This is a genomic window from Massilia brevitalea, from assembly GCF_030711405.1.
GTDB classification, from domain to species: Bacteria; Pseudomonadota; Gammaproteobacteria; order Burkholderiales; family Burkholderiaceae_D; genus Telluria; species Telluria brevitalea.
Genome location: NZ_JAULSI010000014.1, coordinates 1 through 20,500, shown reverse-complemented (window position 1 = coordinate 20,500; position 20,500 = coordinate 1). Strand labels below are relative to the sequence as shown.

General features: G+C 67.4%; 14 protein-coding genes. 12 read left to right on the top strand and 2 right to left on the bottom strand.

The genetic code is table 11. The features are described from left to right. The first annotated feature begins 101 nt into the window (after positions 1-101). Positions 102-1,649 carry a CHASE3 domain-containing protein gene (locus QWL29_RS10735; RefSeq protein WP_305822887.1) on the top strand — a complete coding sequence of 516 codons (1,548 nt, stop codon included), beginning with the start codon at positions 102-104 and terminating at the stop codon, positions 1,647-1,649. Here the strand turns inward: QWL29_RS10735 and QWL29_RS10730 are convergent. Continuing rightward, positions 1,646-2,458, bottom strand: a complete 813-nt coding sequence (locus tag QWL29_RS10730; RefSeq protein ID WP_305822885.1) for a Crp/Fnr family transcriptional regulator — start codon at positions 2,456-2,458, stop codon at positions 1,646-1,648. The two genes, QWL29_RS10735 and QWL29_RS10730, sit on opposite strands and share 4 nt — an antisense overlap. A gap of 336 nt (positions 2,459-2,794) precedes the next feature. Here QWL29_RS10730 and QWL29_RS10725 point away from each other — a divergent pair, with 336 nt between their 5' ends. The 10 genes from QWL29_RS10725 to QWL29_RS10680 all read left to right on the top strand — a co-directional run bounded on the left by QWL29_RS10725 (position 2,795) and on the right by QWL29_RS10680 (position 17,344). Next, positions 2,795-3,460, top strand: coding sequence for a response regulator transcription factor (locus QWL29_RS10725; protein WP_305822884.1), 666 nt, complete (start codon positions 2,795-2,797; stop codon positions 3,458-3,460). Further along, positions 3,457-4,776 carry a sensor histidine kinase gene (locus QWL29_RS10720; protein WP_305822883.1) on the top strand — a complete coding sequence of 440 codons (1,320 nt, stop codon included), beginning with the start codon at positions 3,457-3,459 and terminating at the stop codon, positions 4,774-4,776. The genes QWL29_RS10725 and QWL29_RS10720 overlap by 4 nt, the downstream gene beginning before the upstream one ends. Before the next feature lie 156 nt (positions 4,777-4,932). After that, on the top strand, positions 4,933-5,367 hold the full coding sequence (locus tag QWL29_RS10715) for a type IV pilin protein (protein WP_305822882.1): 435 nt from the start codon (positions 4,933-4,935) through the stop codon (positions 5,365-5,367). 26 nt (positions 5,368-5,393) lie between these two features. After that, positions 5,394-6,014: a pilus assembly FimT family protein gene (locus tag QWL29_RS10710; protein ID WP_305822881.1), complete on the top strand. Its 621-nt coding sequence runs from the start codon at positions 5,394-5,396 to the stop codon at positions 6,012-6,014. Beyond that, positions 6,011-6,445 carry a prepilin-type N-terminal cleavage/methylation domain-containing protein gene (locus QWL29_RS10705; RefSeq protein ID WP_305822880.1) on the top strand — a complete coding sequence of 145 codons (435 nt, stop codon included), beginning with the start codon at positions 6,011-6,013 and terminating at the stop codon, positions 6,443-6,445. Before QWL29_RS10710 ends, QWL29_RS10705 begins: the two co-directional genes overlap by 4 nt. Beyond that, on the top strand, positions 6,445-7,623 hold the full coding sequence (locus QWL29_RS10700; protein WP_305822879.1) for a PilW family protein: 1,179 nt from the start codon (positions 6,445-6,447) through the stop codon (positions 7,621-7,623). The genes QWL29_RS10705 and QWL29_RS10700 overlap by 1 nt, the downstream gene beginning before the upstream one ends. 3 nt (positions 7,624-7,626) lie before the next feature. Then, entirely contained in the window at positions 7,627-8,226 is a 600-nt protein-coding gene (locus tag QWL29_RS10695; protein ID WP_305822878.1) for a pilus assembly PilX family protein, read from the top strand. 96 nt (positions 8,227-8,322) lie between these two features. After that, positions 8,323-12,987, top strand: coding sequence for a pilus assembly protein (locus QWL29_RS10690; RefSeq protein ID WP_305822877.1), 4,665 nt, complete (start codon positions 8,323-8,325; stop codon positions 12,985-12,987). An 81-nt stretch (positions 12,988-13,068) separates the two neighbouring features. Continuing rightward, the gene (locus QWL29_RS10685; RefSeq protein ID WP_305822876.1) at positions 13,069-14,736 is read left to right on the top strand and encodes a peptide chain release factor 3; all 1,668 of its coding nucleotides are present in this window, start codon (positions 13,069-13,071) and stop codon (positions 14,734-14,736) included. A gap of 454 nt (positions 14,737-15,190) precedes the next feature. Next, positions 15,191-17,344 (top strand): TonB-dependent receptor plug domain-containing protein, encoded by a 2,154-nt coding sequence (locus QWL29_RS10680; RefSeq protein WP_305822875.1) that lies wholly within the window; start codon positions 15,191-15,193, stop codon positions 17,342-17,344. Between the two features lie 16 nt (positions 17,345-17,360). Here the strand turns inward: QWL29_RS10680 and QWL29_RS10675 are convergent, their stop codons facing one another. Then, on the bottom strand, positions 17,361-18,449 hold the full coding sequence (locus QWL29_RS10675) for a DUF3108 domain-containing protein (RefSeq protein ID WP_305822874.1): 1,089 nt from the start codon (positions 18,447-18,449) through the stop codon (positions 17,361-17,363). A gap of 234 nt (positions 18,450-18,683) precedes the next feature. Between QWL29_RS10675 and QWL29_RS10670 the strand changes: the two genes are divergently transcribed. Continuing rightward, on the top strand, positions 18,684-20,399 hold the full coding sequence (locus QWL29_RS10670; RefSeq protein ID WP_305822873.1) for a methyl-accepting chemotaxis protein: 1,716 nt from the start codon (positions 18,684-18,686) through the stop codon (positions 20,397-20,399). The last annotated feature ends 101 nt before the right edge of the window (positions 20,400-20,500 follow it).

Below are 20,500 nucleotides of genomic sequence, written 5' to 3'. Positions count from 1 at the left end.
CTGTCTCCTCCCGCCCACGCTTACAGTCCCGCCTGGCTGCGTCATTGCGCCGGGCAGACTATAATCGGCCCGTCCGTTAAGTTGCGCGAAGGAATCCACCGATGTATTTCACCACCGATCCGGCCCCGTCCCAGGTCCGCGCACTGCCGCTCTACAAGACGCTGCTGTGTTTTGCCTGCGTGCTGATCCTGGTGGTGAACGGCTATTTCCTGCTGCGTAACCTGGATGGCCTGAAGGCGGCGAACGCCCTGCAGGAGCGCACTTCCCAGGTCACCGACGAACTGCAGCACCTGAACCTGCTGGTCACCGATGCCGAGAGCAATCTGCGCGGCTATTTCCTTTCCAATTCCGAAAGCTACCTGGGCAGCGTGCAGGCGGCGCCGGCGCGCATCGGCCAGCAGCTCGACAAGCTCGGCACGCTGCTGGCCGACAATTCCTCGCAACAAAAGAACCTGGTGCAGCTGCGCAGCCTGGTCGAGCGCCAGCTCGGCATGATGCAGCAGGCCATGACGATCTACCGCCAGGGCGGCATCGAGGACATCCTGGCCATCACCGGCGCGCCCGGCGACAACGACAGCGACGAGATCCGCCTGCAGGTGGTGATCATGCTGAGCGAACAAAACGAATTGCTGAATGCACGCAGCGCCGCGTTTTATGGCCAGTACCGGCATGCGGTGATGCTGGGCCTGGGCATCAACGCCGCTGCGATTGCCGTACTGCTGCTGTTCTATCGCCTGGTGCGGCGCAGCTTCGGCGCGCGCAAGGATGCCGAGCACGCCCTGCAGCAAGCCAACGAACAGCTGGAATCGATCGTGGTCCGCCGTACCGAGCAATTGTCGGTCCTGTCGCGCCACCTGATCCATGTGTCGGAAGAGGAAAAAACCAAGCTGGCGCGCGAGCTGCACGACGAGATGGGCGCGAACCTGACGGCGATCGGCATGGACCTGAACAGCGTGGCCGAACAATTGCGCGGCACCCGGCCCGACCTGGTGGCCATGCTGACCCGGGCGCGCAGCACCCTGGTCGATACCGTGCAGTTGAAACGCCGGATTGTCGAGGACCTGCGCCCCAGCCTGCTCGACAACCTGGGCCTGAGCGCGGCCTTGCAGAGTTACTGCGAAGACTATGCGCGCGTCACCGGCCTGGACTGCGACGTGCTGGTCGACGGGGACATCGATGCGGCCGGGCCGATGCACGCGATCGCGCTGTTCCGCATCGTGCAGGAATCGCTGAACAATATCGCCAAGTATGCGCAGGCCCGCAATGTGATCGTCCACCTCGAGCGCGAGGGGGCGGTGCTGGGCCTGGAAGTGACGGATGACGGGATCGGCATTCCGTCAGACGCGTTCGCGCGTTCGAAATCGCACGGTTTGCTGGGGATGCGGGAAAGGGCCTTGCTGCTGGGCGGGAAGTTCGAGGTCGAGCGCGGCGTGAACGGGGTAGGGACTTGCGTCCGTGCCAGCATTCCGCTGGGCGCCGGCATTACCGCAGCGCCGGTGCCGGGCACAGTGGCCGGTGCGCTGCCCGATTACACGCGTCAGGAACAATCGGAAGGGGGCGGGAAATCGCCCCACATGGCAGCGCCGATTCCATCGCCGGTCCTGCCGGCGATGGGGAACGACGATCTTGGGGAACTCGCCCCGCGTTAGCGGGCGGCGACGTCCATCAGCAGGCGGTCGTACTCGGTCTTCGCGACCTTGTAGCATTCGCCGGCGTACTCTTCCAGGCCGGCACGGTCGAGGACCGTGATGTTGCCGCGGCGGTACTGGATCAGGCCTTCGTCCTGCAGCTTGCCGGCAGCGGCGGTGATCGACTCGCGGCGCACGCCGAGCATGATCGAGATCAGTTCCTGGGTCACTTTCAGCTCGTTGCCTGGCGAACGATCCAGGCGGTCGAGCAGCCAGCGGCACAGCTTCTGTTCGATCGAGCTGTGGCGGCCGCCGACGGCGTTCTGGGCCATCTGGGCGAACAGGGCATTGGTGTAGCGCATCAGGAGCTGGGGCAGGGCGCCGCCTTTCATGAAGGCGTCGCGCAGGAACTGGGTCTTCAGGCGGTAGCCGTAGCCGGCGCTTTGCACGACGGCGCTGCACATGGCGCGTTCGCCCATGAACAGCGACACACCGACCACGCCTTCATGGCCGACTACGGCGATCTCGGTGGTGGCGCCGTCTTCCATCACATACAGGAGCGACACGATTGCGGTTGTCGGGAAATACACGTATTCCAATTTGCTGCCATACTCGAACAGTTCTTTGCCGAAAGGCATAGGAACCAGTTCCAGGTGCTCGAACAGGGTTTCCAGGTCCTGGCGCGGCAGGGCGGCCAGCAGTTCATTCTGCTGGGTACCGCTGACGCTCACGACTGGACGCGACGCAGCTCGGATTTCTTCTTTGGTCGACGGGATTCCGTTGACCGATTGCGCTTTTTGCGTGGCACCACCAAGTTGAGCGTTGTTCATTATCTGTCCTCTTATCTCTAGCTTCATTGCATCCGGGAGCGATTTTTCGGCTGTTCACTTTGCCTCATCGCGATGTGTGTACATTAAAGCTATAGTTTGTTGCCGAACATAAGATTAGGGGTTGCTCCTGTGTAGGCCCCTCGCAGGATGTTTTGTCAGTCCAGTCCTACTAGGAAAGATACCCGGAGTTAACACCTGCCGCGGTCTCATTCTCAGCGTCACCTCCAGCCCCGCTCCAGCGCCTCTTCGGCTCCGCCTCTACCTTGCCGTTTGTGGCCGCAGAGCGCTTTGCCCCATAATGTGCGCCAACACCATTTCCTTGGAAAATGTAGGCGCATGCACATCCTGCTTGTGGAAGATGACGCCGTCCTCGCCGACGGCCTGGCCCGCACCCTGCAAGCCCAGGGCATGCAGGTCGAGGTTGCGCGCGACGGCCTGCAGGCCGATACGCTGCTGCAGCGCGCGCCTCCACTGGTCGCCGTGCTCGACATCGGCTTGCCCGGCATCGACGGTTTCGAAGTCGTGCGCCGTCTGCGTGCGCGCGGCGACGCTACCCCGGTGCTGCTGCTGACCGCGCGCGACGCCGTCGAAGACCGGGTGCGCGGCCTGGAGACCGGCGCCGACGACTACCTGGTCAAACCCTTCGCCACGCCCGAACTGGTCGCCCGCATCCGCGCCCTGGCGCGACGGAATGCCCCCAAGAGCACGATCCTCGCGCTCGGCAACATCGTGCTCGACAGCGGCGCGCGCCGGGCGCGGGTCGGCGAGCGGCCGCTGGAACTGTCGGTGCGCGAGTGGGCGGTGCTCGAATACCTGCTCCAGCATGCCGGGCGGGTGGTGTCGAAGCAGCAGATCGTCGACGCCATCGCGCCCTGGGGCGAAGACCTGACCCTGAACGCGGTCGAGGTCTACGTGTCGCGCCTGCGCCTGAAGCTCGACGGCGCCGGCGTCAGCCTGCGCACCATCCGCGGCTTCGGCTACCTGCTCGAAGCGGGCGCATGAACTCGATCCGGCTGCGTCTGCTGAAGTGGCTGGTCGGGCCGATCCTGGTATTCAACCTCGGCGCGGCGGCGCTGACCTATTTGCTGGCCTGGACCCCGGCCCAGCTTGCCTTTGACGATGGCCTGCGTGCGGCAGCCGGCGCCCTGGCTGCACGGGTGCGTGCGGAAGGGCTGGGGCTGCTGGATGCGGGCCGCGCACCGGACGACAGCGCCGGCGAGGCAAGCTGGGCTGCCCTGCACGGCGCCGATGGGCGCCTGCTTGCCGGCAGCGCCGCCCTGCCTCCTGCGCGTGGTCCCGGCCTGCGCGACGCCGACCTGCACGGCGAGCCGGTGCGCATCGCGTCGGCCGCGCTGGAGTGGCAGGGCCAGCACGCCACCATCAGCATCGCCCGCACCGTGCGTGCGCGCCAGCAGGTGCGCTCGGCCATCGTGCGCTCGCTGGTGCTGCTCGAGGGCGTGTTCAGCCTGGCGCTGGTCGGCCTGGCCTGGTTTTCGGTCGGAAATGGCCTGGCGCCGCTGGCGCGCCTGCGCGCCCGGCTGGATGCGCGCGGCAGCGCCGACCTGGCGCCCCTCGACGACAGCCAGATGCCGCGCGAGCTGGCGCCGGTGGTGGGCGCCTTCAATGCCCTGCTGGGCCGGATCGAGGCCGGCGCCCGCGCCCAGGACGAATTCCGCGCCAACGTGGCGCACCAGCTGCGCACCCCGCTGGCCGGCCTGAAACTGCAGCTCGAATGGCTGGCCGCGCGTCATGCCGCCGACCCGGACAGTGCCCGTTCGCTGGCCCTGATGCTGCAGGCGAACGAGCGCCTGATCCGCCAGACCAACCAGTTGCTCTCGCTCGAACGCGCCGAGCCGAACCGTTTTGCCCGTTCGCGCCTGCTGCCGGTGGACCTGGCAGAATTGGTCGCGGAAAGCATCCAGCATTTTGTCGAGCAAGCCGCCGCCAAGGACATCGACCTCGGCTTCGAGCTGGAGGCGGCGCCGCTGCAGGGCGACCGCTTCATGCTGCGCGACCTGGTCGACAACCTGGTCGACAACGCTTTGCGCTACACGCCGGTTGGAGGCCGGGTCACGGTGGCCTGCGGCGCCAGCCCCGGCGGCGGCAGCTTCCTGCGTGTGGAAGACAACGGCCCCGGCATTCCGGCAAATCTGCGCAGCCAGGTCTTCGAACGCTTCGTGCGCCTCGACCAGCAAAGCACGGGCAGCGGCCTCGGCCTGGCGATCGTGCGCGACATCGCCAACCTGCACGGCGCCGACCTCAGTCTCGGCGAGCCGGAAGGGGGCAGCGGGGCGGTCTTCCGCATCGAATTTCCTTGAGCGCAAAGGGTAAATGCCCTTGATGCCGGCGTGCGTCTGTCAGGATCCTGTCAGCATTTCCTCAGGGTAATGCAAGCTTTCTCGGGTATTATTCTCCCAAGGCAACTTTTCTTTCTGGGTGCGACGCGCCCGACTGCACCGATCCCGAGGATTCCCATGACACGCCCGGCTGGCTTTACCCTCATCGAACTGTTGATCACGCTGGTCGTCGTCGGCGTGCTGACCGCCGTCGCGGTGCCGGCCTACGGCAGCTACATGCTGCGCACACGCCTGACCGATGCCTATGCCGGCCTGGCCGGCGTGCAGCCGCTGGCCGAGCAGTACTGGGCCAACGAGCACAGTTTCGAGGAGCTCGACGGAGCCGCCGGCTTCCCGGCCGCCACCGAGAATTTCACTTATTCCGTGACGGCCGAGAGCGACACCGCCTACACCGTCACCGCCACCGGCCGCAACGGCGCCACCGGCTTCCGCTTCACCATCGACCAGAACGGCCGCCGCACGTCGGCGCTCTCGGCCGCGCGCATCGCCGAAGGCTGGGCCGCCAGCGACCGCTGCTGGGTGAGCGACAAGGGCGGAAAGTGCAGCGAGTAAGGGTAAAGATGCGCATGAATATGCGTATGCCCCTGCTGCCCGCGCGCGGCTTCACGCTGCTCGAATCCCTGGTGGCGCTGGCCATCCTGGGCGGCATCCTGGCCTTCGGCGCGCCGCGCATGGCGGCCTGGATCAGCGTCACCCGCGCCGCCGCCGCGTCCCAGTTCTATGCCGAGGGCTTCGCCCTGGCGCGCGCCCAGGCGCTGTCGCACAACAGCGCCAGCCGCCTGGTGTTGAGCGAGAACGCCAACGGACAGCTCGACTGGCAGGTCGACATCTGCTTCCCGCGTCCCGACACGCCTTGCAACGACGCCAGCGGCTCGTGGTCGACCGCAACCGCCCCCGCTGCCCGCGATCCGGAAGGCGCGGCCGGCTTCAAGTCGGTATTGCGCAGCGCCGATGCGCTGCCCGGCGCCGAAGTGCTGGTGCAGACGGTCGATCCGGAAGAAGCCGACAGCGTGTACTTCACCCCGGTCGGCTGGGTCGACACCACGATGGCGCCGCGCATTGCCCGCATCGACATGCATCCCGCCGCCAGCCACGCGGGCGAGTTTCGCTCCGCCAGCGTGGTGCTGACCCTGGCCGGTATCGCTACCAAATGCCAGCCCAGCGCCGCCGACAGCGATCCCCACAGGTGCCCGCCATGAACCGCACATCCATCATCCGCCGCCGCCAGGGCGGCGTCTCCCTGATCGAAGCCCTGATCGCGGCGGTGCTGCTGGCCATCGGCCTGCTCGGCACCATCGGCCTGCAGGCGCGCGCCTATTCGGCCCTGAGCGACGCCGGCATGCGCGCCGAAGCCACCATCGCCGCCGAGAAGCTGATCGGCGTGATGAGCACCGACACCGGCCACCTGGAAGACTACGCCCTGGATGCCGGCGCGGAGCCGGGCGAGCGCCTGGATACCTGGTATGAAGAAACGCGCAGCCACATTCCCGGCGCCACGATCACGGTCGAGGTGGACGAGGGCGTGGCCCCGGACCCGAGCGAAGTGCTGGTGACAATCTCCTGGCAGCGCAAGGCCGGCGAGATGGCGAACAAGCACGAAGTGCGCGCCTTCATTTCGGGAGCGATGTGATGCGCGGCGGCGTGCAGGCGGCGCGCGCGCGCGGCTTTTCCCTGGTCGAGCTGCTGGTCAGCGTGCTGATCGGCCTGCTGGCGCTGGTGTTCGCCACGCGCCTGATCACCGGCGCCGAGCAGAACAAGGCCTCGGCCCTGGGCGGCTCGGACTCGATGCAGAACGGGATGCTGGCGATGTTCTCGATCAGCGGCGACGCCCAGCAGGCCGGCTTCGGCCTGAACGATCCGGTGCTGGTCGGCTGCAATACGCGTTTTCACGACACCGGCGGCTACCGCCTGGCGCCGGCAGCGCGCGGCACCACCACCGTGTTTCCGCTGGCGCCGGCCGTGATCGAGTCCGGCGGCGCCGGTCCCGACCGCATCACCCTGTACGCGGGCAGCTCGATGACCGGCACCGGCACCTTGCGCGTGACCAGCAACTACATCGGCGGTACGCGCCTGGACGTCGACCGCATTCCCTCCTACGGCTTCAACCTGGGCGACGTGGTCGTGGTGGCCCCGGACAACATCGGCAACGGCGACTGCGCGCTGGCCCAGATCTCGGCCGACCCGGCCCGCGTCGACGCGCCGCCGAAGCAGCAGTACGTGATGGTGGCCGGCGGCATGGGCTTCCGCTACAACAACGGCGCCCTGGGCGGTGCGAACTACACGGCGGGCATGGCGCGCATCTTCAACCTGGGGCCGGAGAAATCCCTGGCCTTCCATACCTGGTCGGTGAACAACGGCTTCCTGCAGCTGCGCTCGACCGACCTGGCCGGTTCCGGCGGCACGCCCCAGACCGTGGCCGACAACATCGTTTCGATCAAGGCGCAGTACGGTTTCGATACCCGCACCGGCGGCGCCTTCCTTCCCGAGGACGGGCTGCAGGTGCGGCGCTGGTCGGCGACCATGATCGACGCCGACGGCAGCGGTGTCGCCGGCAGCGCCGGCGACTACCAGCACATCGCGGCGCTGCGCATCGCCGTGGTGGCCCGCAGCGCCGCACGCGAGCGTCCCGATGCGAACGGCGACTGCGTCGCCACCGCAGCCAAGCCCGTGGTGTTCGCCAGCGCCGTGCCCGAAGGCGTGACGGCCGTCCCGATCACGGTCGATGTCGGCGGCGAGGACTGGGGCTGCTACCGCTACCGCGTCTTCGAGACCATCGTCCCGCTGCGCAACGCCGGCTGGAGACCCTGAACCATGCACACCAACGCTTCTTTCCAACGCCGCGACGGGCAGGGCGGGCTGGCCCTGCCGGTCATGCTGATCATCCTGCTGGTGATGCTCATCTCGAGCATCTACCTGATCAAGTCGAGCAACTCGACCACGCTGACGGCCTCGAACCTGGCCTACGACTCGGCCCAGAGCCGCGCGGTCGACGCCGGCCTGCACGCGGGCTTCAAGTGGCTGAGCGACACCGCGGCCGGCAACAACAAGGCGCTGCTGAACGACGATTCCGCCGACAATGGCTACCTCGCCACGCTCGACACCACCCAGACCACGCGCTCGAGCGCCTTCTGGGACGGCAAGAAGACGGTCGTGCACGAAGGCCAGAGCATCGAGTACGTGGTGCATCGCCTGTGCCTCCTGAGCGGCGCCTACGACGCCGTCGGGAATACCTGCGTGCAGACCGCCGACCCGAATTCCGGCAGCGCCCACATCGGGGTCGGCGACAGCCTGGCCTCCGATTCGCCGCAGTTTGCCGAAACGCCGAAGGTGCACTACGTGGTCACGGCGCGCCTGTCGGGCACGCGCGGCGGCAACGTCGTGAACCAGCTGGTGGTGCTGATCGGCGGCTGACCGCCTGCCCCAGCCCCGGGCAGCGCTGCGGCGGGGCCGCAGCAACGAGAACCGGCCCTTGCCGGACCAAGTAGAAACGCGAGAATGGAAACGCGCATGAACCGTTTGTTCACCCTGTTTGCCTCGGCCCTGCTGGCTTCCCTGATGGCCGCGCCGGCCCTGGCCGCCCCGGTCGGCATCGCCGACGTCCCGCTGCTGAACATCAGCGGCACCGGCACCGTCAAGCCGAACCTGATGCTCCTGTACGATAACTCGGGCTCGATGACCTTCAACTACACGCCGGACTACGTGAACAACACCGGCAGCTGCCGCGCGCGCGCAACGATTGCCGGCGGTATCCGCGGCTGCAAGGCCGGCGACCCGCCGTTCGCCAGCGCCGACTTCAACAAGCAGTACTACAACCCCAAGGTGCGCTACCTGCCGCCGGTGAAAGCCGACGGCAGCTCCTACCCGAACCAGAACGCGGCCGAGACGAGCAGCTGGACCTCGGTCACCACCGACATCTACGGCGTCGACCGCACCGATCTGCTGAGCCGCGACACGAGTTCCACCAACCTGGTGGCGGGCTTCCCCGACCTGCGCTGGTGCGACGGCACCGACTGCGGCTACAACACCACCGGCTACACTTACCCGAACGACGCCCGCTACACGCCCGAGTACTTCATCGCGAATCCCTACTATTACAGCATCAACGTGGCCGAGTACTGCACCGACGCCACGCTCACCAACTGCAAGGTGACGGCGGTGGGAGCGGCCGCGCCAAGCGGCTATCCCGAGCCGGCCAAGGTGCGCTTCTGCACCGACCGCGCGCTGACCAACTGCCAGGCCAAGTTCGTCGGCGACTACAAGTACCCGCGCTTCTCCGACCCGAACCGCAACCCGGACTGGTACGGCAGCATCACCATCAAGGCCTCGCCGTACACCAATTCGATGACGATCAACAGCGTGCAGGTGGTCGAGCCGAACGGCACCTTCACGCTGACGAAAGACGCCGTTACCGCCGCCAACGGCACCGACACCGCCGCCAAGCAGACCGCGCTGGCGGCCTCGCTGGCCGCCTCAATCATGGCCAGGACCGGCCTGGCCGCCCAGTACACGGCCTGCCTGCGCACCGCCAGCGGCAGCGTGCCGGCCTGCTCGAAGTACGGCATCACCCTGGAGTCGAACAACATCGTCGCCGTGGTGCCGATCAGCTGCCCGGCCGGGAATACCAACAAGGCGGTCGGCCCCTGCACCGTGGTCAACGACGGCAGCCGCGCCGGGCGCGACCTGATCGTCAACTCGGGCGCGCGCGTGACGGCGCTGCTGCAGGTGGCCGGCACCTCGAACAGCTCGAAGACCCAGGTCCTGAACGGCCTGTCCTACGGCGGCGTGCAGCTGTTCGGCTCCACCCTGAGCATCGGCACGCGCTCGTCGAGCGCCACGGTGGCCAGCCTCATCAAGAACAAGATTCTCACCAACAAGGGCATCACCGCTTACGTCGGCGGCACCAGTGCCGGCACCGCCGGCCCGATCTGCGCGGCCGCCAGCACCAGCTACGTCTGCCTGGTCAGCACCAGCATGGACAGCGTCGGCGACAACATCGCCCTCGGTTCCCTGACCAACAACACCAGCGGCCGCACGACCTACCTGAGCTTCGGGGCCACGCCCGGCATCAGCGACGGCGTGCCGACCGACGTCACGCCGCTGGGCGCCTCGGTGTTCGTGCGCACCGACATCGTCTCGAGCCGCACCACCTATCCGAAGGACGTCAAGCGCACCGACTGCGCCGGCACCGCCTGCACCTATGCCGAGGAGATGACCAACTTCGCCAACTGGTACGCCTACTACAAGAGCCGCAACCAGATGATGAAGACGGCCGTCGGCCAGGCCTTCCAGCCGATTGCCGACAACTACAACGTCGGCATCGTGTCGCTGTCGACCGCGGCGGCCGAGGGCACCATCCGCCAGCCGCCGAAGCCGTTCACCGGCGCTGCGCGCACGGCCTGGTACAAGGCCCTGTACGACATGACCACCAGCGGTTCGACGCCTGTGCGCCAGGGCCTGCATGCGGTGGGTAAGATGTACGCCAACCGCTCGCCGTATGCCTATTCGGCCGGCAACGAGGTGGTGCAGTTCCCCTGCCAGCAGAACTTCACGTTCGTGACCACCGACGGTTACTGGAACGGCGGCGCGGCCGACGGCGTGGTCAACAACGACAACAAGGAAGATGCCTCGCGCTTCTGCTCGAAAAGCAAGGGCTGCGTCGACACCAGCGCGCAGACGGCCAACTCGCTGGCCGACGTCGCCCTGTACTGGTACAACGGCGGCTCGAACGACAGCGTGACCTCGCTGCGCCCCTCGCTGGAAAACTGGAACGAGCCGAACGGCCTGGTGGCCGCGTCCGCCGGCGACAACACGCGCCTGCACATGAACACCTACGCGCTCGGCCTGGGCGTGGACGGCATCATGACCTACGACGACAAGTACGACACCGCGCCCAAGGTCGGCAGCGACTTCTACAAGCTGATTACCGGCGTGCAGACCGGCTGCCCGTGGAACAACAACGGCCCCTATGTGTGGCCGAACCCGCAGACCGGGGTCGACGACGGCGGCGCCGCCTACCAGTCGCGGGTGGACGATCTGTGGCATGCCGCCATCAACGGCCACGGCAAGTACTTCAGCGCTTCCGACCCGCTGCAGGTGATCGAAGGCCTGCGCTCGGCGCTCTCGAACATCGAGGTGAAGATCGGCGCGGCCGCCGCGGCGGCCACCTCGACCCCGAACATCTCGCAGCAGGACAACGACATCTTCTCGGCCACCTTCACCACGGTGCGCTGGTACGGCGAACTGTCGGACAAGAAGATCGACACCGTTACCGGCGTGGTCGGCAGCAAGGCCGACTGGAACTCGTCGGAAACGGTGGGCGGCCAGGTCGGCGCCGACACCGACGAGCGCAAGATCTACATGCGCGACCTGGTTGGCGTCGACGACAGCGCCGACGGTTTGAAGGACTTCGACTTCAACCTGATGAGCGATCCCGAGAAGGCCTGGTTCAAGGACAAGTGCAACGCCCTGGCGCAGTGCCTGACGCTGAACGATGCGAACCGCAAGATCGTCAACAATGGCGAGAACATGGTGAACTGGCTGCGCGGCCAGCAGCAGCACGCCAACGACACCCTGTTCCGCGCCTACGCGAGGACTACCACGATTGCGGGCGGCACCGCGGCCCAGCTGCCGATCGTGCTGGGCGACATCGCCTCGTCGAAGCCGGCCTTCCTGCGCGACCCGCGCAAGTCGTATTCGCTCGATGGCTACAGCGATTACAAGCTGAACAACGCCACGCGCCAGCCGATGGTGTTTGTTGCCGCCAACGACGGCATGCTGCATGCCTTCGATGCCGATAGCGGCAAGGAAGCCTGGGCCTACGCGCCGCGCATCACGATGAGGAAGCTCTACCTGCAGGCCAGCACGACCTACGGCACCAACCACCAGTTCACCACCGACGGTTCGCCCGAGGTGGCCGACGTGCAGATCAACGGCGAGTGGCGCAGCGTGCTGGTGGCCGGCCTGAACGCGGGCGGACGCGGCTACTACGCGCTCGACGTCACCGACCCCGAGGCGCCGAAGGCGCTGTGGGAACTGTGCGCCGACGGCGCCGTCTGCAGCGGCAGCAACTACGACAAGGACATCGGCCTGAGCTTCGGCAATCCGCAGTTCGGCACCTGGAAGGATGCGCGCGGTGTCGAATACTGGGCCGTGTTCCTGACCTCGGGCTACAACAACATCCCGGACACCGACGGCATCGCCAGCGGCGACGGCCGCGGCTACCTGTACGTGGTCGACATCGCCACCGGCCGCGTGCTGTCGAAGAAGGCCACGCCCAAGCTGGCCGGGAAGACCGAGGACAGCAAGTACGTCGCCACGCCGACCGGCTTCGCGCGCATCACCGCCATCAGCAGCAACCCGAACACCGACCCGAAGATCACCTTCGTCTACGGCGGCGACAACGACGGCGCGATGTGGCGCTTCGACTTCACCGGCCTGGGCGACCCGGGCGTGGTGCTGCTGGGCTTCCCCGGCGCCGACCAGCCGGTCACCACGCGTCCCGACGTCACCACCTGCCTGGTCAATACGGTGGCGGCCGACGGCAGCCAGAGCAGCACCACCACGCGCGTGGTCGCCTTCGGCACCGGGCGCCTGCTCGACGAAGTCGACATCGGCAACATCAAGGTGCAAAGCGCCTACGTGTTGAAGGATGCCGGCAGCACGATTCCGACGGCCGAGTGGCGCGGCACCGCGAGCATGGCCAAGCAGACCCTGGCCAAGATCAGCGGCACCAGCACCTCGTACTCGATCAGCGGCCCCGCGGTCGACTTCTCGACCCAGCGCGGCTGGTACGTCGACTTCGGCCTGAATTCCGGCGAGCGCGTGAACCTGGATCCGAAGATCGTCGCGGGCGGCCTGAACGTCGTGACCAACCTGCCGAGCTCCTCGTCGAGCTGCAAGGTGGGCGGCACCAGCAACGTCTACCAGCTGAACGTCTGCACCGGCGAACCGCTGGGCGAGACGATCAGGAACAGCGCCAACCAGGAGGTGCAGGTCGCCGGGCGAACCCTGTCGAACTCCTCGGCCGCGGTCGGCTTCATCATCGTGCGCCTGCCGTCGGGCGCGCTGAAGATGATCACGACTACTGCCGACGGCAATACCATCACCTCGGGCGTGGCGCCGGCCGAGTCGGAAGGCGCGTCGCGTGCCGGCTGGCGCAGGGTGCGGGAGTAGGCGGGCCCATTCAATTCACACGAACACCCTCGGAATCGGTAAAATCGAGGGTTTTCTTCATGGGCCAATTGGGGCTCGACTATGTCCAACGAATCTGACATCCTCGCAACCGACGCCGCTGCCGACAGCAGCGCGCCGACGACGGCGTCCACGCCTGCCTTCATCGCGCGCGAAGTGGCGCGCCGCCGCACCTTCGGCATCATTTCCCACCCTGACGCCGGCAAGACCACGCTGACCGAGAAGCTGCTGCTGTTCTCGGGCGCGATCCAGCTGGCCGGCACCGTCAAGGGCCGCAAGAGCGGCCGCCACGCCACCTCCGACTGGATGGATATCGAGAAGCAGCGCGGCATCTCGGTCGCGTCTTCGGTGATGCAGTTCGAGTTCCGCGACCACGTGATCAACCTGCTCGACACCCCGGGCCACCAGGACTTCTCGGAAGACACCTACCGCGTGCTGACCGCGGTCGACTCGGCCCTGATGGTGATCGACGCGGCCAAGGGCGTGGAAGCGCAGACGATCAAGCTGCTCGATGTGTGCCGTATGCGCAATACGCCGATCGTCACCTTCATGAACAAGCTGGACCGCGAAACGCGCGATCCGCTCGAGCTGCTCGACGAGCTGGAATCGGTGCTGAAGATCGAATGCGCGCCGGTGACCTGGCCCATCGGCATGGGCAAGAACTTCCGCGGCGTGTACCACCTGCTGAACGACACCATCATGCTGTTCAAGGCCGGCGAGGAAAAGGCCGACGGCGCCTTCGAGCTCATCAAGGGCATCGACAATCCGAAGCTGGCCGAGATGTTCCCGCTCGAGATCGAACAGCTGAAAATGGAAGTCGAACTGGTACACGGCGCCTCGCATCCCTTCGACCTGGAGCGTTTCCTGTCGGGCGTGCAGACGCCGGTGTTCTTCGGTTCCGCGATCAACAACTTCGGCGTGCGCGAAATCCTGTCGGCCCTGGTCGACTGGGCGCCGGGCCCGCGCGAGCGCGACGCCACCGTGCGCGCCGTGAATCCGGACGAGCCGAAGTTCTCGGGCTTCGTCTTCAAGATCCAGGCCAACATGGACCCGGCCCACCGCGACCGCATCGCCTTCCTGCGCGTGTGCTCGGGACGCTTCGAGAAGGGCATGAAGGTCAAGCACCTGCGCCTCGGGCGCGAAGTGAAACTGTCGTCGGTGGTGACCTTCATGGCGTCCTCGCGCGAGCAGGTGGAAGAAGCCTACGCCGGCGACATCATCGGCCTGCCGAACCACGGCAATATGCAGATCGGCGACAGCTTCTCGGAAGGCGAGCTGCTGACCTTTACCGGCATCCCGTACTTCGCGCCGGACCTGTTCCGCACGGTGCGCATCCGCAATCCATTGAAGGTGAAGCAGCTGCACAAGGGCTTGCAGCAGCTGGGCGAAGAGGGCGCGGTGCAGGTGTTCAAGCCGGTGCTGGGCTCGGACCTGATCCTGGGCGCGGTCGGCGTGCTGCAGTTCGAGGTGGTGGCAAGCCGCCTGCTGAACGAGTATGGCGTCGATGCGGTGTTCGAATCGTCGAGCATCAGCAGTGCGCGCTGGGTGTCGTCGGACGATAAAAAGGCGCTGGCCGACTTCGAGAACCAGCTCGGCCACCAGGTCGCCTATGATGCGGCCGGCAACCTGGCCTTCCTGGCGACGTCGGGCGTGAACCTGCGCCTGACCCAGGAACGCTGGCCGAAGCTGACCTTCCACGCCACGCGCGAACACGCGGCGAAACTGGCGTAACCAGACTGCTTGGCTGAAGAGGGCGGATCCACGCGCGAGCGTGGGTCCGCTTTTTGTTTGGCGATGCGTCCCGGTCTCGCCGGCAAGGCCTGCGCCCATGACCGTACGGTGGGCACCCCGTGCCCACGCGGTTACGTGCTTCGACTTCGGACACGTGCCGCGAGGTGTCGCTCGCACAGCCAGGCGAAGCCCATGCAAGTGGATCGTCCGGGTTTGGCGCTGGCGAGCGAACCATCCACGCTATCGGCTGCGGAGGAACACGTAACCGCGTGGGCACGGAGTGCCCACCCTACGGTTGCTGCATCAGCTAACAGAACCAAATGCGATGCTTTTACTTTGCAATTCGTATTGCTAATGCATAGCAGTTTATATTTCCACTTTATGTTTACATATTGCCACATTCCGGCATATAGTTATTCCCACAACACGAATAACCATTTCCGGAGACTGGTATATGCCCCCACCGCACCCCCGTACGCTCCTCATTCTCGCCGCCGGCTTCTCCAGCTCGGCTCTCGCCCAGCAATCCCCACCCGACACCCCGGTCGCCCAGGTTGAAGTAAAGAGCAGCACCTACGACCCGCGCCGCGACGACACCGCCAGCCGCATCGTGGTCCGGCGCGAGGAAATCGAACGCTACGGCGACACCAGCGTGCCCGACGTGCTCAAGCGCATACCCGGGGTCAGCGTGACGGTCGGCTCCGGCGGCGTCCAGGAGGTGCGGATGCGCGGCCTGGCCGGCGGCTACACGCAGATCCTGCTCGACGGCGAGCGCACGCCGCCGGGTTTCACGCTGGCCACGCTGTCGCCCGAGATGATCGAACGGATCGAGGTGCTGCGCTCGGCCAGCGCGGAGTTCTCGAACGAGTCGGTGGCCGGCACCATCAACATCGTCACGCGCAGGAAGGTGCGCAAGCAGGAGCGCGAGGTCAAGCTGGGCTATATGGACGCGCGCGAGTTCCGTGGCCCCACCTTCAGCGCCGACCTGGCCGACCGCGGCGAAACCTCGGCCTGGTCGTTCTCCGCCAGCGGCAACCACGACGCCCTGGACCGCGACACCAGCAGCTACCAGACCAATACCCGGCCCGATGGCGCGGTCGACATGCGCCGCGCGACCAGGCTGGCCGAGCGCGGCCGCATGAACCGCCTGAACCTGAGTCCGCGCCTGAGCTGGACCTTCGAGAACGGCGACAGCCTCGAATGGGAGACCCTGGCCAACGGCGGCAGCTTCCGCAACCACGGCCACGCCGTGACCACGACCACGGTCGGCGCGCCGCCGCCGGTGCCGGACCTGCACACCGCCGGCGCGTTCGACGACCGCATGCTGAGCACGAACCTGCGCTGGAACACGACCCTGGCCTCCAGCGCGAAGCTCGAGAGCAAGATCGGTCTCACGCGCAGCTGGCAGGACACGCTGGTAAGACGCAGCGGCGTCGATGGCCTGGGGCGGCCGGAAACCGAGGGCAGCGTGCGCACCGAAACCGATGCGCGCGGCGCCAGCAGCACCGGCAAGTACACGCGTGCATTCGAGGGCGGCCACGTGCTGGCGGTCGGCTGGGACGCGGGCCTGAACGACAGCGACGACCTGCGTGCCGAGGCCGATGCGGTGCGCGTGCTGCCGCCCGGCCAGCCGCCAATCGAAACCTTCGCGGCGCGGGCGCTGCGCGCCGCCGTGTATGCCCAGGACGAGTGGACCGTCACGCCGCAGTTCTCTGTGTACCTCGGCGCGCGCTGGGAGGGCGTGCGCACGCGCGTGAGCGGGAATACCTTTGACACCGCGCGCGTGCGTTCAAGCGTATTCAGCCCGGTGCTGCAAACCCTGTGGAAGCTGCCGGGCGAGAAGGGCAACCAGCTGCGCCTGGCCCTGAGCCGCACCTACAAGGCGCCCGACCTGTACAGCCTGGTGCCGCGCCGCTCGGCCTGGGAAAACAACAGCGCCACCGAGGCCGATTACGTGGGCAACCCGAACCTGAAGCCCGAGCTGGCCTGGGGCATCGACGCCGGCTGGGAGCGCCACTGGGCCGAAGGCGCGATGCTGGGCGCCAGCGCCTCGCTGCGCCGCATCGACAACTACACCGGCAACCGCATTTATTTCGATGGCCTGCGCTGGATCTTCACGCCCACCAACGAAGACCGCGCCGAGCTGCGTACACTGCTGCTGGACGCGAAATTCCCGTTGTCGGCGCTGATGAAGGATGCGCCCGCGCTTGAGCTGCGCGCCAGCGTCAGCCGCAACTGGTCGCGCGTGGATTCGGTGCCCGGCCCCTACAACCGCATGGAGCAGCAGGTGCCGCTCACGGCGAACCTCGGCCTCGACTACAAGCGCGGTGCGTTCTCGGGCGGCGCCAGCCTGGCGCACCGGCGCGGCGGGCGCGTCGACCCCAGCGTCGAGCGCAGCTTCTATACGCATGCGCGCACCGACCTGGAAGCGTATGCGGTGTGGCAGTTCAATCCGAAGCTGCAGCTGCGCCTGGCCGGCTCGAATCTGCTCGGCGAGGACAACTTCTTCGAGCCGAGTTATATCGACCCGGTGAGCGGCACCGAGCGCCGTGGCTGGACCTATCCGGAAAGCCCGAAGCTGGTGGCGACACTGGAGATGCGCTTCTGATACGCCGCCTGCGCCGCTACATGACCGCAGTGCTGGATGAAGGCGCGGTCTCGATGCCGGTCATGACCTGGTTCGCGACGCTGCCATCGGGTTCGGTCACGCGCAGTTGCACCGGCAGCCAGCCGCGTTCCGGCGCCAGCCAGATTTCCAGCCGGCGCCGCCCCGGTTCGCTGAGCTCGGCCAGGCGCAGCGTCTGCAGGCTGCCGGCGCCGGTGGCCAGCGGCTCGCGGCCCAGCACCTCGAAACGCGCCGTGTGGGGGCCGTCGGGCCCAACGACCATCATCTCGATCACGCCCTGCATCTGCTCGGGGGCGGCGAGGCCCATGCCGGTCAGCTGCATCAGCAGCGAGGCGCGGTCCTGGCTGCCCAGGTAGAGCGGGTCGCTGCGTGCGCCATCGGCGTCGATGCGTCCGCCCGCGCGGTCGAAGCGCGTGATGCGGTCGCTGCCGTCGTCCTGGTGTTCGCTGGCGCGGATTGGCGCTATTCCCGTGTCGTCGCCGCCGCCCTCGCTTTCCAGCAGGCCGAGCACGCCCTCCAGGCGCAGCTGGTAACGGCCGCCGCCGGCCTCCCATACCAGCTGGGCTTCGCCTTCGCTCGACGGCGCGCGGCCTGGGCGGGTGCGGCTGACGGCGTAGCGCAGGCGCACCGAAGGGGGCGTCTGCACCCGGTAGCGGCCGGGCATCTGTTGGACGGCGGCGCCGCGCGGATCGCCGCGCGCGGGCGGGGCGCTTGCGGCAGTGGCAGCCGATGGGCCGGGCAGGGTGGAGGGCGCCGAAGAAGACGCCGACTGCGCATCGGCCGGCGCCAGCGACTGCAGCGGCGGCAGGGCTGGTGGCGTGTCGGCAGGAGCGGCACTGGCCTGGGCCGGCGCCGTGGCCTCTGGCTGAGGTTCGGCCGTCTGCAGCGCCGGCTGCGGCGCCGATTCTGCCGCAACCGCGGCCGAGCGCTCCAGGCGCAGGGCGAGCGGCACGCCCAGCGTCTGGCGCGGCGCGGCGCCAGAACGGCTGCCGATCCAGGCCAGGGCCAGCAGGTGCAGCAGCAGGGACAGCCCGCCCAGCGCCAGCAGGCGCCGGTGCCGGGCCAGGCGGACGGCAATCTTTTTCATGGCGCTAGTTTAACTGTGGCGCCGGAATTGTCCATGGCGCCACAGCCGGGGCGCGCGGCGCGGACGGTCTTGAGATTGCGCAAAAGCGCGCCCGGACGGATGACATAGATTGGTCAAATGCGCTGAAGAAATTTTGCGTGGTGATCATATCGAGGGCCTCATGATGACTCTTCCGTTCTCCCCTGTCGCGGCGCCCCTGGCCGTGGTGTCTTCCCTCTCTTCCCCTGCCTGCCCATGCTAGCCCGCCTGAAGATCGGCCCCAAGCTGCTGCTCGCGCCGGCCGTCGTGTTGGTCCTGTTGGTGCTGCTGTCCACCGGCGGCTACTACGCGATGGTGCGCCAGAACGCCTCGCTGGAAGTCATCGTCAACCAGCGCGCCAATCACATGCGCGCCGCCAGCGAACTGGTGGCGGGCGCCCAGCGCGGCCATGCCCAGGTGTACCAGCTGCAGACCTGGATCGCCGGCAGCTTTCCGAAAAGCCGGATCGAACCGCTGATGCGCGACATCGACCGCCAGCATGCCCAGACCAGCAATGGCCTGGCCGCGCTGGCGCGCCAGACCGAAGCAGGCAATGCCGAGCGCCGCTACGTCGAGCAGGCGCTGGAGGCCTACCGCATCTACACGGCGGCGGTGCGCGACGTGCTCGAGATCGTGCGCGACGACCAGTCGATCGGCGCGAACGCCATGAGCAAGGCCGACAGCGCCTTTGCCGTGGTGGCCCAGCGCCTCGCCGAATTGTCGGAGCACGAGCAGGCGCTGTCGCGCGCCGCCTCGGACAGCGCGGCCAGCGACTTTCGCGCCATGGCCCTGGCCACGCCCTGCGTGATCCTGCTGGCGGTGCTGGTCTCGCTGCGCATCACGATGGCGGTGCGGCGCGCGCTGCTGGCGGAAATCCGCGGCATCGGCGCGGCGGCCATCGACCTGGCCAGCGGCGACCTGACCGTCAAGGACCGGGTGTATGGCAACGACGAGATCGCCGACACCTCGCGCGCGCTGGACGCCAGCATCCGCAACCTGAACGGTACGCTGCGCACCATCCTCGAATCGGCGCGCTCGATCGGCAGCGCCTCGCGCGAAATCGCGCTGCGCGACCTGAACCTGGCCACGCGCGCCGTGTTCCGCGCCAGTTCGCTGGAACAAACGGCCTCGTCGATGCAGGAGCTGGCCGCCACCGTGCACCAGACCGCCGACAGCGCCCAGGCCGCGAACCGCCTGGCCGCATCGGCCTCGAACGCGGCGCTGCAGGGCGAGAGCGTGGTCGACCGCCTGGTGACGACCATGGAAACGGTGAAGGGGAGCGCGCGCCGGGTCGGCGACATCGTCGGCCAGATCGACGCCATCGCCAACGAGACCGGCACGCTGGCGCTGAACGCGGCGCTGGAAGCGGCACGCGTGGGCGACGGCGGGCGCGAGTTTGCGCTGGTGGCGGGCGAGGTGCGCTCGCTGGCGCTGCGCGTCGGCGGCGCGGCGCGCGAGATCCGCGAGCTGGTGGCGCAGTCGGTGGCCGAGATCGAAGGCGGCACCGCCTGCGCGGCGCAGGCCGGCAGCAGCATGGCGACGCTGGCGATGTCGGTGCAGCAGGTGGGGGACATCGTCAGCCAGATCAGTTCGGCCAGCCTGGAGCAGGCCAGCGGGCTGAATGAGGTGAATGAAGCCATTGTGCAGATGGACCAGGTCACGCAGCGCAACTCGACGCTGGTAGAAGAGGCGGCCGATGCGGCGCGGACCTTGCAGATGCAGGCATTGACCCTGTCGCGGGCAGTGTCGGCGTTCCGGCTGGACGAGGTGGCGGCGGGCGAGCCGGTTCCGGCGGCGCCGGCGCCTGACCCCAGGCCGGGGGCGGTGAAGACCTGGTCGCGGCTGGTGACGCAGGATGGGGCGCTGGAAGTCGCGGCTGAACGCAGGCGCCATCCGCGGCCGCATTTGCATCTCGCCTCGCGGCGGGATTAGAGCTGCGGGCAGGTTGGCCGCGCCGACGGTGTGCTCGCCATGATCGTTAGCGTTAAACCCGTATCTATGGACTCCACCCGTTTTGCAAGAAGAAGATTGAA

Bases quoted from the DNA above. Each gene is read 5' to 3' on its own strand.
- QWL29_RS10730 (WP_305822885.1), bottom strand. From the start codon at position 2,458: ATGAACAACGCTCAACTTGGTGGTGCCACGCAAAAAGCGCAATCGGTC.
- QWL29_RS10705 (WP_305822880.1), top strand. From the start codon at position 6,011: ATGAACCGCACATCCATCATCCGCCGCCGCCAGGGCGGCGTCTCCCTG.
- QWL29_RS10695 (WP_305822878.1), top strand. From the start codon at position 7,627: ATGCACACCAACGCTTCTTTCCAACGCCGCGACGGGCAGGGCGGGCTG.
- QWL29_RS10670 (WP_305822873.1), top strand. From the start codon at position 18,684: ATGCTAGCCCGCCTGAAGATCGGCCCCAAGCTGCTGCTCGCGCCGGCC.
- QWL29_RS10700 (WP_305822879.1), top strand. From the start codon at position 6,445: ATGCGCGGCGGCGTGCAGGCGGCGCGCGCGCGCGGCTTTTCCCTGGTC.
- QWL29_RS10720 (WP_305822883.1), top strand. From the start codon at position 3,457: ATGAACTCGATCCGGCTGCGTCTGCTGAAGTGGCTGGTCGGGCCGATC.
- QWL29_RS10715 (WP_305822882.1), top strand. From the start codon at position 4,933: ATGACACGCCCGGCTGGCTTTACCCTCATCGAACTGTTGATCACGCTG.
- QWL29_RS10685 (WP_305822876.1), top strand. From the start codon at position 13,069: ATGTCCAACGAATCTGACATCCTCGCAACCGACGCCGCTGCCGACAGC.
- QWL29_RS10680 (WP_305822875.1), top strand. From the start codon at position 15,191: ATGCCCCCACCGCACCCCCGTACGCTCCTCATTCTCGCCGCCGGCTTC.
- QWL29_RS10675 (WP_305822874.1), bottom strand. From the start codon at position 18,449: ATGAAAAAGATTGCCGTCCGCCTGGCCCGGCACCGGCGCCTGCTGGCG.
- QWL29_RS10735 (WP_305822887.1), top strand. From the start codon at position 102: ATGTATTTCACCACCGATCCGGCCCCGTCCCAGGTCCGCGCACTGCCG.
- QWL29_RS10710 (WP_305822881.1), top strand. From the start codon at position 5,394: ATGCCCCTGCTGCCCGCGCGCGGCTTCACGCTGCTCGAATCCCTGGTG.
- QWL29_RS10725 (WP_305822884.1), top strand. From the start codon at position 2,795: ATGCACATCCTGCTTGTGGAAGATGACGCCGTCCTCGCCGACGGCCTG.
- QWL29_RS10690 (WP_305822877.1), top strand. From the start codon at position 8,323: ATGAACCGTTTGTTCACCCTGTTTGCCTCGGCCCTGCTGGCTTCCCTG.